12 protein-coding genes and 1 pseudogene are annotated in these 13,839 nt (G+C 66.3%); 8 read left to right on the top strand and 5 right to left on the bottom strand.

Annotation, left to right across the window (positions count from 1 at the left end):
* Positions 1–193: 193 nt before the first annotated feature.
* Positions 194–640, top strand: coding sequence for a nuclear transport factor 2 family protein (locus ACQPXH_RS16720; protein WP_433603236.1), 447 nt, complete (start codon positions 194–196; stop codon positions 638–640).
* Between the two features lie 983 nt (positions 641–1,623).
* Here the strand turns inward: ACQPXH_RS16720 and ACQPXH_RS16715 are convergent.
* Positions 1,624–2,517 carry a helix-turn-helix transcriptional regulator gene (locus ACQPXH_RS16715; RefSeq protein ID WP_433603235.1) on the bottom strand — a complete coding sequence of 298 codons (894 nt, stop codon included), beginning with the start codon at positions 2,515–2,517 and terminating at the stop codon, positions 1,624–1,626.
* A gap of 232 nt (positions 2,518–2,749) precedes the next feature.
* Here ACQPXH_RS16715 and ACQPXH_RS16710 point away from each other — a divergent pair, with 232 nt between their 5' ends.
* Positions 2,750–3,736, top strand: coding sequence for an aldo/keto reductase (locus ACQPXH_RS16710; RefSeq protein WP_433603234.1), 987 nt, complete (start codon positions 2,750–2,752; stop codon positions 3,734–3,736).
* 33 nt (positions 3,737–3,769) lie between these two features.
* Here the strand turns inward: ACQPXH_RS16710 and ACQPXH_RS16705 are convergent.
* Positions 3,770–3,988, bottom strand: a pseudogene (locus ACQPXH_RS16705) (hypothetical protein); the annotation flags it as partial.
* A gap of 491 nt (positions 3,989–4,479) precedes the next feature.
* On the opposite strand from ACQPXH_RS16705, the gene ACQPXH_RS16700 reads away from it, so the two are divergent.
* On the top strand, positions 4,480–5,430 hold the full coding sequence (locus ACQPXH_RS16700) for a hypothetical protein (RefSeq protein ID WP_433603233.1): 951 nt from the start codon (positions 4,480–4,482) through the stop codon (positions 5,428–5,430).
* A 64-nt stretch (positions 5,431–5,494) separates the two neighbouring features.
* Here ACQPXH_RS16700 and ACQPXH_RS16695 read toward each other — a convergent pair whose 3' ends face one another.
* The 3 genes from ACQPXH_RS16695 to ACQPXH_RS16685 all read right to left on the bottom strand — a co-directional run bounded on the left by ACQPXH_RS16695 (position 5,495) and on the right by ACQPXH_RS16685 (position 7,669).
* Positions 5,495–6,640, bottom strand: a complete 1,146-nt coding sequence (locus ACQPXH_RS16695; RefSeq protein WP_433603232.1) for an RNA polymerase sigma factor — start codon at positions 6,638–6,640, stop codon at positions 5,495–5,497.
* A gap of 6 nt (positions 6,641–6,646) precedes the next feature.
* Complete coding sequence (locus ACQPXH_RS16690; RefSeq protein ID WP_433603231.1) at positions 6,647–7,054, bottom strand: YciI family protein; 408 nt, start codon at positions 7,052–7,054, stop codon at positions 6,647–6,649.
* 117 nt (positions 7,055–7,171) lie between these two features.
* On the bottom strand, positions 7,172–7,669 hold the full coding sequence (locus tag ACQPXH_RS16685) for a pyridoxamine 5'-phosphate oxidase family protein (RefSeq protein WP_433603230.1): 498 nt from the start codon (positions 7,667–7,669) through the stop codon (positions 7,172–7,174).
* Positions 7,670–8,336: 667 nt separating this feature from the next.
* Between ACQPXH_RS16685 and ACQPXH_RS16680 the strand changes: the two genes are divergently transcribed.
* The 5 genes from ACQPXH_RS16680 (at position 8,337) to ACQPXH_RS16660 (ending at position 13,794) form a co-directional block, all read left to right on the top strand.
* Complete coding sequence (locus tag ACQPXH_RS16680) at positions 8,337–8,534, top strand: hypothetical protein (RefSeq protein ID WP_433603228.1); 198 nt, start codon at positions 8,337–8,339, stop codon at positions 8,532–8,534.
* A 214-nt stretch (positions 8,535–8,748) separates the two neighbouring features.
* A complete protein-coding gene (locus ACQPXH_RS16675; RefSeq protein ID WP_433603227.1) occupies positions 8,749–9,345 on the top strand; it encodes an HdeD family acid-resistance protein in 597 nt (198 codons plus the stop codon).
* Positions 9,346–9,415: 70 nt separating this feature from the next.
* Positions 9,416–10,834 carry a S8 family serine peptidase gene (locus tag ACQPXH_RS16670; RefSeq protein ID WP_433603226.1) on the top strand — a complete coding sequence of 473 codons (1,419 nt, stop codon included), beginning with the start codon at positions 9,416–9,418 and terminating at the stop codon, positions 10,832–10,834.
* Positions 10,835–11,340: 506 nt separating this feature from the next.
* Entirely contained in the window at positions 11,341–12,729 is a 1,389-nt protein-coding gene (locus tag ACQPXH_RS16665) for a three-helix bundle dimerization domain-containing protein (RefSeq protein WP_433603225.1), read from the top strand.
* A 285-nt stretch (positions 12,730–13,014) separates the two neighbouring features.
* Positions 13,015–13,794 carry a hypothetical protein gene (locus tag ACQPXH_RS16660; protein WP_433603224.1) on the top strand — a complete coding sequence of 260 codons (780 nt, stop codon included), beginning with the start codon at positions 13,015–13,017 and terminating at the stop codon, positions 13,792–13,794.
* Positions 13,795–13,839 lie beyond the last annotated feature (45 nt).

Here is a 13,839-nt window from a genome sequence, read left to right as displayed (position 1 = left end):
GAGGGTCAGCCGAGACACGGCCGCAGCTGTCGGCGGCTCTCTCCCGGTCGCGTACAGGCCTCCCAGTCGTCAGACCAGGTGGTGCTGAGCCGCGCACTCCTCGGCGGGCCGACGCGACTCCTCAAACGAATCAGGTTGAAACGGTGCTCCATGCAAACCACGAGCATCGGCAACACGGAAAGCGGAACGAACCATGAACGAAAACAACCTCCACGCCCAGCGCGAAGCAACAGCCCTCCAATACTTCCGCCTGGTCGATGCCGCCGATCCGGCACTCCTCGAACTCTTCACGGACGACGCGCAGATGTTCTTCCCGAAGTTCGGAACCGCCAAGGGCCTGGCGCAGATCGGGGCCTTCGCCCAAGGCTTCGCGCGCGGCATCGCCGACATCGAGCACGACATCGCCCACTTCAACGTCCTCACGTCCGGCGACTACGTCGTCGTGGAAGGGGCCGTCAGGGGAGAGACGACATCCGGTGTGAAGTTCCCCGACGGATCCTCAACCTTCGGACTCTTCTGCAACGTGTTCGAGTTCCAGGGCGAAAAGATCAAGAGGCTACACATCTACGAAGACCCCGACTTCGCAGGCACCCACACAGACGGAGCGTCCTGGGGTCAGTCCGTACGCGACAGCATGTAGCCGACCGACTGGCGACGGTCTTCTCGAAGTACAACGACCCGTCTCGACCTCACGGGGCAGCAGCGGCCGGTCCTTCACCCGCCGCCGTGACAGCGCGGGCAACCGGCGCACCGCGGCGAGCACCCGCCGCCCGGCCGGGGCCGCGCCGAGCGTATCCGACTCGCCCAGCAGGGAAAGGACCGGGCGCACCGTGTTGTAACGCAGGGCCAGCTTCTCCCGCATCGCCGCCTCGGCCGACCCGTCGTCCTCCGGCACCAGAGCCTCCACAGTCGCGACCGCCGCCGCGACCGCCGTACGCGACACGGCATCTCCACCGCGGCCCACAGTGCGCCCACGTCCCGGTCGGTCCCTGCCTCCGCGACCAGGTCCAGCTCCTCGGTCAGGATCTTCGACGCCTTCGCCAGGGTGCGCGCCCGCTTCTCCAACTGCGGCAGCATCAACCGGTCCCGATCCGACGCCCGCCGTGCGGTGCTGACCAGCCGAGTCGCCATGAGCACCGCGAACAGGTCCAGCGCGTCATCAATCGCCTGCGCCTCCAGCTGGCGCACCACCGCCATCAACAGAGCGGTCTGCCGTGGCTCCGGCGCCCGCTCGATCGTCTGCGCCTTGCTCAGCTGCCCGTACCGCCCCCTACACGCTGCATCAGTTGCGTCATTCCCGGCTCACCCACGCTGCCGAGGAGGGCGCGCCGACTCCGGTGTTGATGAAGTTTGTCGGGGCACACCTCGGTGCGCAGCCTGGTGAAGTACACGCGGGTATCCGACGACGGGTTGTGGCGGTATCAGGCCGACAGCGACCTGGCCGCGAGGCGGCGGGGTCGCTGATCGAGAGCCGGTTTGCGGTGGGAGTGTTCAGAGTTCGTCGCTTGGATGCCGCCTGAGATGTCCGGAGTCGAGCGTGGTAGACGGTCTCGTATTCCTTGGGTGTGGCAGATTGTTGTCCCACGTCATGGTCCGCTGACTAGTACAGCTGAAGGGGATGGACTATCCGTTGTGTGCTTCGAGCTCGGTCGCCAGCGTCTGTTGGGTGGCCGCCCACGACGCCAGGAGCGCTAAATTGTCAGCGGTCGGCGTGCCCGCGGGTGCGGTGTAGACGTTGAGGTGCAGGCCGGGTTCGGCGGGCAGTTCCATCGACTCGACGTCCAGGTCGAGCTGGCCCACTACCGGATGGTGCACACGCTTGCGTCCGGACCGGTGGAGCTGAACGTCCTGCGATGCCCACCGCTGTCGAAATAGTTCACTGCGTGTTGATAATTCACCGACGAGGGCGATCAGCTCCTCGTCGTGCGGATTGTGGCCGGCTTCCATGCGTAGCTTCGCGGCCACATCGCGGGCGATTCGGTCATAGTCGACGAAGAACGTTTTTGCCGCTTCGGGATTCAGATACACGAACAGCGCGGTGTTCGCCGGCCGTCGCGTGTCGGCCAGCACCGGTGAATACAGCGCGCGGGCAAGGTGATTCATGGCCAGCACGTCATAACGGCCGTTGCAAATCCAAGCCGGCGCATCGGTGATGGCGTCGAGCACCTGCTGAAGCGCCGGACGCACCGTCACGGCGGGTCGTCGGCGGCGTGGACCGCTGGGCGCCCCGGATTGGCGCGCGAGGTGGAACAGGTGGTCGCGCTCGGCCTGGTCAAGTTGCAAGGCAGAGGCCAACGCGTCGAGCACCCCGTCAGAGGCGCCGGTGAGGCTGCCGCGCTCCATGCGCACGTAGTAGTCGACTGATACCCCCGCCAGCAGCGCTACCTCCTCGCGACGCAGGCCTTTGACCCGACGGTTGCCGCCGTAGGCGGGCAGGCCCGCTTGCTCGGGTGCGATGCGGGCGCGACGCGAGCTGAGAAACTCCCGGATATCGGTTCGTAGATCCATCGTGGCCATCCCCTCACCGTAAGCCCGTCCCGCAGTCTTAAGGGAGGCACTGCGGGTACCCCAGCACTAAGAACGCCACATGCGCAGAGTGTCAGGTCCATTAGGCAAGGGTGGTTCTCTCAGTACCTGTATCACGAGGGGCTCCCTGCCGGCCGCAAGGCCTGCTTAACCTGTGGTCGGTTCCCGGCTGAACGCAGGGAAAGCAATGGGCCAGACGATCTTTTCTGAAGGAGCATGTCTAGTGCAAAAGCGCAAACTTGGACAGCAACTCGAAGTTTCAGCCCTGGGGCTCGGCTGCATGGGCATGAGCTTCTTCTACGGTGCGACCCCGGACTCAGCCGAGATGACGAAGCTGCTGCGGGCGGCAGTTGACCGCGGCGTGACTTTCTTTGACACTGCCGAAGTCTATGGCCCTTTCACCAATGAAGAGCTGGTCGGTCAGGCGCTGGCGCCGGTGCGCGACCAGGTGGTGATCGCCACCAAGTTCGGTATCAAGCACGGAGAGAACGGACCGACCCCGGCGTCGGGGGTCGATAGCCGACCCGAGCAGATCCGCCGAGTTACCGAGGCCTCGCTTCGGCGCCTTCGAACAGATTATATTGACCTTTTCTACCAGCACCGCGTCGATCCCGACGTGCCCATCGAAGAGGTAGCGGGCACGGTCAAGGAGCTGATTTCCGAAGGTAAGGTCAAGCACTTCGGATTGTCGGAGGCCGGCGCGACGACGATCAGCCGCGCCCACGGCGTGCAGCCTGTGACGGCGCTGCAGAGTGAATATTCGCTCTGGACGCGAGACCTCGAAGGCGAGGTGATTCCGACCTTGAAGAAGCTGGGCATTGGTCTTGTGCCATACAGCCCGCTGGGCAAGGGCTATCTGACCGGCACCATCGACTCCACGACATCGCTGGCCGACGACGACCTCCGCCGCATGCTGCCGCGCTTCAATCCTGAAGCACGACAGGCCAATCAGGCACTGATCGACTTGCTGCGGCAGATTGCCGACGACAAGGGCGCTACGCCGGCTCAGATCGCTCTCGCCTGGGTGCTGGCGCAGAAGCCGTGGTTCGTGCCGATCCCCGGCACCACCAAACTACATCGTTTGGAAGAGAACCTGGGAGCGCTCGACGTCGAATTGACGATCGTCGACGTGGAACGCATCGAGGCGGCCGTGGCGCAAGTCAAGGGTGCGCGCGTCCCCGAACAGTTCACATCGATGCTCGGCCGCTAACCCGCTCGAATTCCGCACCGCCTCCGGGATCGAGGTCGAACCGACATCGTCGACGAGCACTGCCTTGACGCCAAGCGCCGCGACGATCAGCGTGCGTTCACCGGCGAATCTCTGCGGCCAAGCCGGGTCGGAGGCTACGACCTTGATTACGCGCTTCTCCACTCTACCGATCAGCTCCACGGTTGCGATCGTATCGATCGGGCATCCGGAAGGGTTTGATCGCGTGGTCCGGTGCCCGGTCACCAGCGGCATTGCCCTGGGCACCGACCGGGGCTCACTCGTCGGCGGGGCGTCGGGATCACGCAGCGGCCGGTGTGTTCCGCCGAGGTCGAGTAGGTAGCCGAGGTACCCAGTTTTCATTGGTTCCGTTGGTAATTCGTTTCGTGTGTGCAAACCAAACGAAAACGGAACTCTGGCTGACGGATTGCCAGGCCTCAGCGATGCCTGACCCCCGATAATGTTCACTTATCGGGGGTCAGATCCAATGGGTTGGCGGTCGAAGCACTTGGAGAAACATGGATTTAGTTTCGTGTGAATACGTTGGCAGCACACGAAACAAACGCTACGATTCCGCGGTGTCCAACGTTTGCAGCTACCCTGGATGTGCTCGACCGATTACGCGCGGGGGCGGGCCAGGGCGGCCCTCGGAATACTGTGATCACCCGGAGCACACCCGGTGGCGCGCTTGGCGAGAACGGCAACGGCAGCAACAGGAATCGCAGACACCGGCGGCTGCCGTCACTGTGACGCAACAGGGTCCGGTGACGGTGGCTCGGTTGCGCGCCGATGAACTGCTCACCCAGTTCCGTGGACTGGCAGATCAATTGGGGAACACGCTCAATGCGGCGGTGGCCGAGCTGTCCACGCTTGCCGATCCGGCGATCGCCGAGGCGCAGGTGCAGGCCGTGCAGGCCGATGCGGCACGGCGCATGGCCGAGGCCGAGGTCGCCACGGTGGCCGCGGATCAGGCGCGCCGCCAAGCGGAGGAAGCGCGCGCGGCCGCGGAATCGGCCGCCGACGATGCGGCCGGCGCAGCCGAACACGCGGAATCGCTGGTGGCCGAAGCGGATACGGCGCGGTCGGATGCATTGCGCGAGGTCGAACGGGTCACCAAACAGGCCGCCGAGGATGTCTTCGCGGCACGCAGCGAAGCCGATGCCGAAATCCGCACCATCCGTCGCGAAGCGGCCGACGATGTGGAACGCGCGCGGCAGCAGGCCACCGAGGATGTGGAACTGGCGCGCCGGAAGGCGACGACCGAAATCGAACAGATCCGCCGCGAGTCCGCCCAGCAGATCACCGCGGCCGGTGCCGAACGCGATCTGGCAGTACAGCGGGCGGCCGATGCCGAGCGCGCCATCGAACGCGCCGAACAGGCCGTGGCCGAACGCAATCAGGCTGTCGCGGAGGTGCGCACGGAACTGAACCGACTGCGCGAGGAACTGGATCGCACGCGCAGTGAACTCGTCGAGGTGCGCCGCACGGCAAGTGCGGAGGTCGCTGCGGTGCGTGCCGAATCGGCGGCCGCACTCGATCGGGCACGGCGCGAAGCCGCGGAACGGTTGGCCACGCTGGACGACGCCCGCGCCCAAACCCTGGCCCGCGCCGAACGCGCCGAACGCCAGCTCGACCATATGGTCGCCGAATCCCGCCAGAGCCGAACCGGATCGGCGGCCGACGGCGCTCCCGGATAGGAGCGATCAAACGGGCACCCCGTCGTCAGGGCCTTGTCCGGGTACCGATTCGGATCGACAGGTCTCAACTGTGCAACTGCGCGTTGAGTCGTGCGGCCTGTCGCGTGAGGTGGTCGCGTTCGGGCAGGCTGGACGCCGAGCGGGCAGCTTCGCTGTAGAGCCGTGCCGCGGTTACCGGGTCACCGTCACGTTCGTGCAGGTACGCCGCGACGGCGGCGTAGCGAGGCAGGGCGGGATCGAGCTCGGCCAAGGCGGCCAAGCCGGCCCGCGGGCCGTCAGCCTCACCGACCGCGACGGCCCGGTTGAGGCGGGCCACCGGGCTGTCGGTGAGGCGCACCAGTTCGTCGTACCACTCGACGATCTGCACCCAGTCGGTTTCCTCGGCCGTCGGGGCATCGGCGTGCAGCGCGGCGATGGCGGCTTGGGCCTGGAACTCGCCGAGACGGTCGCGCGTGAGGGCTGCCTGGAGCACCTCGACGCCCTCGGCGATCAGTCGGGTGTTCCACAGACTGCGGTCCTGCTCGGCAAGAGGTACGAGCCTGCCGTCGGGGCCGATCCGTGCCGGGCGCCGTGCGTGGTGCAGCAGCATCAGCGCGAGCAGGCCCGCGACCTCCTCGTGGTGGGTCTTGGCCGCCAGCTGGCGAGTCAGCCGGATCGCTTCGCCGGCGAGATCGACATCACCGGAATAGCCTTCGTTGAAGACCAGATAGAGCACGCGCAGCACCGTGGCGACATCACCGGGCTGGTTGAATCGGACGCCCGAGACGGTCCGCTTGGCCCTGCTGATCCGCTGGGCCATGGTCGCCTCCGGCACGAGGTAGGCCTGCGCGATCTGACGTGTGGTCAGGCCGCCGACCGCGCGTAGCGTGAGCGCGACGGCCGAAGCCGGTGTCAACGATGGGTGTGCGCACAGCAAGTACAGCTGCAACGTGTCGTCCACCGCTTCGCCCGGGCCGGGCACGGGCTCGGCCTCGACGAGCACCTCACGCCGCTGCCTGGAGGTATCGGCACGGGCGGCGTCGAGGAACTTGCGCCAGCCCACGGTGACCAACCAGCCCTTGGGGTCCCGCGGTGGATCATCCGGCCACACCCGCACCGCTTCGATCAGGGCGTCCTGCACGGCATCCTCGGCCGCCGCGAAGTCGGCTCCGCGACGGACGAGAAGCCCGATCACCGTGGGGGTGAGGGATCGCAGCAGGACCTCATCCACCGTCAGTCACTCCGTGATGGTCGCCGGCGCGGTCAGGAACGGGCGCAACTCGAGCCACTCGTGGATCGGCTTCCCACCCGCCCCCGGCGCCGCGGACAATTCGCCGGCCAGCTCGAGCGCCCGCTCGTAGGTCTCGACATCGATCACCATCCAACCGGCGATCAGGTCCTTGGTCTCCGCGAACGGGCCGTCGGTGACCGGCGGTCGGCCCTCACCGTCGAAGCGGACGAACGTGCCCTCCGGGGCAAGCGCCTGACTGTCGACGAACTCGCCGGTGGCCTCGAGCCGCGCGGCGAAGTCCTGCATGTACTGCACATGGGCCGAAAGCTCCTCCGGCGTCCACTGGTCCATCGGCACGTCGTTGGCCGGCGCCGGTGCACCTCGGTAGTGCTTGAGCAGCAGGTATTTGGCCATCGTGTTCTCCTTGGTACGGTACGGCCCATTCTGGCCGGGTTCACTTCGGGGACGTAGCGGCGGGCGCATTCTCGACATCCCACCGCGAAATTTTCTGGCGGACTCCGAAAACTGCGCTCAGGCGCGCTGACGCTCGTCCCGCTGCTGCACCAGCTCCTCGACCGCGCTCGGCAGAGTCGTCTCGAAGTCGATCAGCTTCGCCCACGTCGGGGTCACCACAATCCGGACCATGCCGTCGTAGAGCGAACGCACCTCCGCCTCCCAATGAACCCGTTGCTCGGGCGTCATCTCGTAGGTGCCGTTCATCTGGAGATACTCGTCCGGGATGCCATCGACGAGGTCCAACTCGGCCCGGCCGCGGATGAGCAAGATCTTGGGCGGGTGCACTTCGGTATCGATCGTCATGGCAACCATCGGATTCTCGCGCAGGGCCGGGAGCTTCGGGGCGTTCTTCGACGTGCACATGACGATCTGCGAACCATTCCAGGTGAACGCGATCGGGACATTGCGGGGTGTGCCGTCCTTGGCGACGTAGGCCAAACGGGTCAGGTCGCGAGCCAACAGTTCTCGGCTGATCGGTCGGTTCAGAACTTCGGTGATCTCGTTCGGTTGCATGGTTATCCCTCTCATTGTCGTCTTCTCGGTCGGCCGTCTTCTCGGTCAGCCCATCGTGGCCGCTGCTGTCCCTGGGACGGAGTGGGCGCCACATTCTCGACATTCGGAACCATGCTGAGTTCTGAGTTCTTGAGTCCTGGGTCTGCCTCCGGTGCGCCAACACTCCAAGCCGCGTGAAACCTGCACTCGCCGTTGAAGGATAGGGTTCCCCGTGGCTGTTATTCACCGCACGATCATGTCGCCCAGCAAGCTCGAACTGCTTACCGCCTGGTTGCCGACTCGGCCGTGATATCGAGACGGCGGGGCGGTCCAGGCGATCAGCGCATGACCGCACACGAGCGGCGGTGGTGGTCCTGGACGGCGATATGTCCACGCTACTGCTCGCATTCGGGCTGATCGCGCTCGCGGCCACCACCATCGGAGTCGTGGACGCGACGCGGACAGCGGGCGACCGGTCGGCCTACGAGCGCGAAGACCACGCGCTGAACCCAGCCCGCGTCACCGATGCCATCGTCTATCGGGGAGTGACGCGGTCGACGACCTACCGACTCGAGGTCGACACCGGCATCGAGCGACACCCCGAGTTCCCTCCGACAATACGATCCTCGCCGCAGCGACACCTGGATCGGCTGTCGAACTGGAGATTTGGCGCGATCAAGTCGTTGCGGTGCGCTGGAACGAGATCCGCGCCGAAACAGTCGACGCGCCGACGGCGGATTTCGGTACTGCGATCGGCACCTCGCTCATGGGATTCGGCTGTGCGCTGCTCGGGTTCGGCGGTTGGCTCGTCGAGCGGAACCGTCGAGCATGGCGGCCGATGGTCGAAGCCGCGCTGGTCGCGGCGCTCCGCGAGGATTCGTGGTGATGGCTGGCTGCTGCTGCGAGACCTGTTGCGCGAGAACCCGCTCGCTCGACACGCGCCGCTGATGCTCGTAGCCGCAACGGTGGGTGCTCGCCTGCGGTATCGCAGCGCTGGTACACCGGCACGATGCACCACGACACGCTCAGTCGGCGTAGAAATACCGCGACCCGAAAGCAAACACCCGGTTATCCGCGTCCAGGGCCCATACTATGGAGCTATGCCCGAAAACGAGAGTGCGGGTCTTGGGGGTTCGCTTGCCGACGGGGCGCGGCCGGCGGTATTGGTCGCCGGCATCGGCTCGGTGGTTCTCGGAGTCCTGATAGCCGTGTGGCCGGACAAGACCGAGCGCATGGCAGAGTTGTTGTTCGGCCTATACCTACTAGTGAGCGGTGCGATACAGCTGATCATCGCGATAGGCGCCCGGTTCGGGGCAGCACTGCGGATGTTCGTATTCTTCAGCGGCGTCACCTCTTTGGCATTGGCTGTGATGGCCTTCCACAGCGCGAATTCGATCCTGTTGCTCGCAGTGTGGATCGGCCTCGGCTGGGCCGTGCGCGGAATCGCACAGGCGACCGTTGCGGTCTGGGCCGACGAGTTGCCCGAGGGTGGCTGGCAAGAGATGTTCGGATTGCTGACCATGATGGTCGGATTCACCATGATCGCCCTGCCGTTCGATTCGCTGGACGTACTCGGCATGGCGGCAGGTGGCTGCGCGATCGTGATCGGCATGCTGGAGATTCTCACGGTCGCGCGCGGACGCGGTGAGGTCGACCCGGTCGGGGCGGCCAGGCGTATCCCGGCCGCGCCGAACTGAACTGGCGCACATCCGAGTTGGCGCGCGATCGCCCTGGCGCGATGATCATGGGGCGGGTTAACTATCGATCATGGCACGCACCGATAGCGGTTCGGAACTGATCGTCGTCACCCACGGTGCCCGAGCGGGCATCGATCCCCATGCGGTGCGTGAGAGTCTCGCGGCACAATCGAGGCTGGTCGAGTTGCTGCCGGAAGGTGGTGCGCCGGTGCGCATCTTCGGGCCGCCCAATCGGCTGCCGCAGCGGATCGCGGGCACCGCTCGAGAGGATGTGGGCGCGGAATACCTGAACTACTTTGCCGTGCGCGGGGTCAGCGATGAACTCGAGGCGATCGCGGACCGACTGCGCGCCGACGACGCGGTCGAGGCGGCCTACGTCAAACCGCCCGCGGAACCGCCGATCGCACCACCGGTCGTGCTGGGCGATATCGTGGCACGTCGGCTCGAGGACGCGCCACCCGTGACACCGGATTTCCAAGCCCGACAGGGTTATCTGGACGCCGCGCCACAAGGTGTGAACGCACGCTGGGCCTGGACCCGACCAGGCGGTCGCGGCGCGGGCGTGCGCATTGTCGACGTGGAGGGCGCCTGGCGGTTCAGCCACGAAGACCTGCTGGCGAACCAGGGCGGTGTGATCGGCGGTGCCCCGTCGGCGGATGCGGGCTGGCGCAATCACGGCACCGCGGTGGCCGGGGAGATCAGCGGTGATGTGAACACCTTCGGCATCACCGGCATTGCCGCCGATGCCGCCATCCGCGCGGTCTCGGTATTCGACGCGGGCTCCGCGGCCGCCATCCGCACCGCGGCCGACGCGCTGACCGCGGGCGACATCATCCTGCTCGAACTGCACCGGCCCGGACCCCGCAACAACTTCCAGAACCGTGAAGACCAGGCCGGATACATCGCGATCGAATGGTGGCCCGACGACTGGGCGGCCATCCGATACGCGATCGGACGTGGGGTCATCGTGGTGGGCGCGGCGGGCAACGGTTCGGAAGACCTCGACAGCGCCCTCTACGACACCCGACCCGCCGACTTCCCGACCTCATGGCGCAACCCGTTCCGCGGCGCCGCCGCCGACTCCGGCGCCATCCTGGTCGGTGCGGGCGCCCCGCCACCCGGATTCCACGGCCGCGATCACGGACCCGCACGCTCGCGACTCGCCTTCTCCAACTACGGATCCCGCGTGGACGCCCAAGGCTGGGGCCTCGAAGTCACCACCACCGGATACGGCGACCTGCAGGGCGGCGCCGACGAAGACTACTGGTACACAGACACTTTCAGCGGAACCTCCAGCGCATCCCCGATCGTCGTCGGCTCTATCGCCAGTTACCAAGGCTTGGCCGCCGCGGCCGCCGGCCGCAAGACACCGTCGGAGGTACGGGCCCGACTCCGCGCAACCGGTTCCCCTCAAGTCGACGCCCCGGGCCGCCCCGTGACGCAGCGGATCGGCAACCTGCCCGACATCCAGGCCATGATCGCACCGTGAACCCGCGGCCGCGTCGCGTCGACGCGCAGTAACTATCGCGCCGCGCGCCGACCGACCGGTTGTCGCACACTGTCCGGGCCTCGCGCACAAGGACGCACCGCGCGACGCATCGAGCTTTCCCTCCGATGGTGTGTGTCGGGGCGCGGTGTGCGAAGTGACTTGTCGGTTCGCGGTGGTGCGCGGGTGGGGTGGAAACTTGCGGACAACACCGGGTGACGAAAGGTGAATGGCACGTTGAACTCTCAACGCGAATTCGGGACCGGCCCTGGGCGACCCGAACCGTCGACGAGATGGCGGCCGGGCCGCTGTTTCTGCCCTGACCTGGGCAGACGCTGCGGATAGCGGTCACGGCAGATGCGCAGGGACACAGTCGAAATGGGACTCACCCGCCAGCATTGGGGGGTTCACCGGTGTAATGCCGACCGAAAATTTCGGTAGCGTTCGGCGGCGCGGCAGGGCTGGGTGCTGTCGCGACCGGAGATCGATGTGACGCCGAGGAGACTGTGGTGGGTGTCGTTACTGTCCGCGAAGAGCAGGCAATTCAGCGGTTGACCGACCGCTTGGTCGACGACTACCCGGCCGATCAGGTGCAGAGCGTGGTGGGCACCGCGCGGCAGCGGTTCGAAGGCCATCCGGTGCGGGAATTCGTCCCGATTCTCATCGAGCGGATCGCGCGCCGTGAACTGGCGGCATCGACACCAGAGGCCGAGTCCGAAAGCATTGTCGCGCAACCGAACCCGAGTCGCCAGCCCGATCCGGCGCGGGGGATGAGCCGGATCGTTGCGTCCCGCGGCAAGCTGGTCGCCGACAAGCGGCTCATGGCACTCGCGGCGGCGGTTGTGGTCGTCGTCCTCGCGCTGGTGGTCGGCTTCGCGGTGCGACAGCCCGACCAGCCCGCGGCGGCCGGCGCGACAGCAGCGCTGACCACGGTGCACGGTGTCGTCGGCTCGGAGAAGATGGCCTTCTTCGAAGACCCGCGTGTTGTGGAAGCCTTGGCCCGCAAGGGTGTCCGAGCTGAGGTCGATCCGGCCGGATCGCGGCAGATCGCGACCTCCATCGATCTCGGGAAGTACGACTTCGCGTTTCCGTCGAGTGCGCCTGCGGCGGAACGGATTCAGCGGGCACGCAATATCAGCACAAAGTACACGCCGTTCTCCTCACCCATGGCGATCGCGACCTTCCAGCCCATCGCCGATCTGCTGACCGCGGCGGGTGTGGTGCGTCCGGGGGCGGTCCCGACCTTCGATATGGCCAGGTACCTCGAACTCGTGCGCACCGATGTCGAATGGGACAAACTCCGCGACAACACCGTCTACCCGGTGCACAAGAACATCCTGGTCTCCACGACGGACCCACGGACCTCCAACTCGGCCGCCATGTACCTGGCCATCGCGAGCCACGTCGCCAATGACAACACCATCGTGCAGGGCCCGGCCGCCGAGCAGGCCGTGCTGCCCACGGTGTCGCGATTGTTCGTGCGCCAGGGCTACACCGAGAACTCCACCGACGGCCCGTTCCGCGAGTACCTTGCGACGGGTATGGGCCCGACGCCCATGGTCTGGATCTACGAGGCACAGTTCGTCGAGGCGACCGTCCGCGGCCAGATCAAACCCGGCATGGTGCTGGCCTACCCGTCCCCGACCGTGGTCTCCCAGCACACCCTGGTGCCGCTCACCGCGCCCGGCGATCGTATCGGCCGCCTGCTGGCCACCGACCCGGACCTGCAGCGCCTCGCCGCCGAACACGGTTTCCGCACCAGCGACGCCAGCCAATTCGCCAAGGTCGCCGCCGACAACTACGTCCCGGTGCCCGCCGACGTGATCGATGTGATCGACACACCCACGATCGACACCCTCGAACACCTGATCGACAGCGTCACCAAGTCCTACAACTGACGTCGCAGCCGCAGCGCCGGGCAGATCCGCAGCCTCACGGCCGCCGCGTGCCTCGGTGCTGGGCCGGTTTGCGCCGCCTTTCGCCAGGGCAGCTACCGGCGACCCGTATGTCCAGGTCATGACCGATTGCCGAGGCGGCGCGATCGGAGGATCGTGGAGCATAAAGCGGGCATATCGGATCGGGGAGGCCGAGTAGCGGGGGTCGGGGATTCGAGTAGCCGGACACTCGTGGCACGGGGATCTACTCGGGCCAGGCTAGGGGAGGGAGAAGAAAGGAGCGTCCTCATGAGCGGGATGTTCACCAGGACGGCGAGATATACCGCCAGATATGCGGGTCCATATCGGTCGGCGCCGACGGTCGGGACACACGGGATGGTGGTCTTCGGGACCGGCACCGACTGCTATTTCTCGCATCGGCCGATGTTCTTCTCGCCGTTCGACTTTCAGGTGCTGCTCGATATCGAGTTGGACCAGCACGGCAGTCGGGCGCTCGGCGCCGATCGACGCACCGGATTCCGCGGCGGCCACGCCTTCGAACCGGCGGACCTCGCACTCGCCGACCTGGATCCGCGCACCGCTCATCCGCGAACCACGTTCCGGGGCAACCTTGTTCGCGGTCATCTCGAGCGCGGCGGCATCGTGATCGCACGTGACGTCATGGCCACCGTGCGCAACATCGTGTCCTTCACCCAGCTCGATCCGCACCCCCTGCGGACTGCGGAACTGCTGACCCATCTGTGCTTCGGCAGGGAGGGCAAAATGTATGTGGCGCACCGCATCGTGCGGCGGCCGAGCTTCGACCAAATCGTCTCCGCCCGGCTCATCCCCGGCACCGTCACCGACCTGCTCGGCGCCCCGCTATCCGTGGATGTCACCGAGCTAGTGTTCGACCAGGCGCAGCCGATCATCCTGGGACAGCGCGATTTCGCCGGCCAGCGACTGCGGATCGGCGAGACGGCGGTGGCGGCGTTCCATGCGACCGACACCGCAGGCGGCCGGCAAGGTTTCCTCGTCGACATCGCCATCGAGCGACAGCTCTACCTGGAGGTCGCCGACCTGGTGTGATGTCAATACGCCGGAGGTAGCTGTTCGAGACGGATCCGATCGGGG

It is taken from the genome of Nocardia sp. CA-135953 (assembly GCF_050955735.1).
GTDB lineage: Bacteria > Actinomycetota > Actinomycetes > Mycobacteriales > Mycobacteriaceae > Nocardia.
This window is presented reverse-complemented; position numbering and strand designations above follow the sequence as displayed.

Bases quoted from the DNA above. Each gene is read 5' to 3' on its own strand.
- ACQPXH_RS16675 (WP_433603227.1), top strand. From the start codon at position 8,749: ATGCCCGAAAACGAGAGTGCGGGTCTTGGGGGTTCGCTTGCCGACGGG.
- ACQPXH_RS16720 (WP_433603236.1), top strand. From the start codon at position 194: ATGAACGAAAACAACCTCCACGCCCAGCGCGAAGCAACAGCCCTCCAA.
- ACQPXH_RS16690 (WP_433603231.1), bottom strand. From the start codon at position 7,054: ATGGCCAAATACCTGCTGCTCAAGCACTACCGAGGTGCACCGGCGCCG.
- ACQPXH_RS16660 (WP_433603224.1), top strand. From the start codon at position 13,015: ATGAGCGGGATGTTCACCAGGACGGCGAGATATACCGCCAGATATGCG.
- ACQPXH_RS16685 (WP_433603230.1), bottom strand. From the start codon at position 7,669: ATGCAACCGAACGAGATCACCGAAGTTCTGAACCGACCGATCAGCCGA.
- ACQPXH_RS16715 (WP_433603235.1), bottom strand. From the start codon at position 2,517: ATGGCCACGATGGATCTACGAACCGATATCCGGGAGTTTCTCAGCTCG.
- ACQPXH_RS16670 (WP_433603226.1), top strand. From the start codon at position 9,416: ATGGCACGCACCGATAGCGGTTCGGAACTGATCGTCGTCACCCACGGT.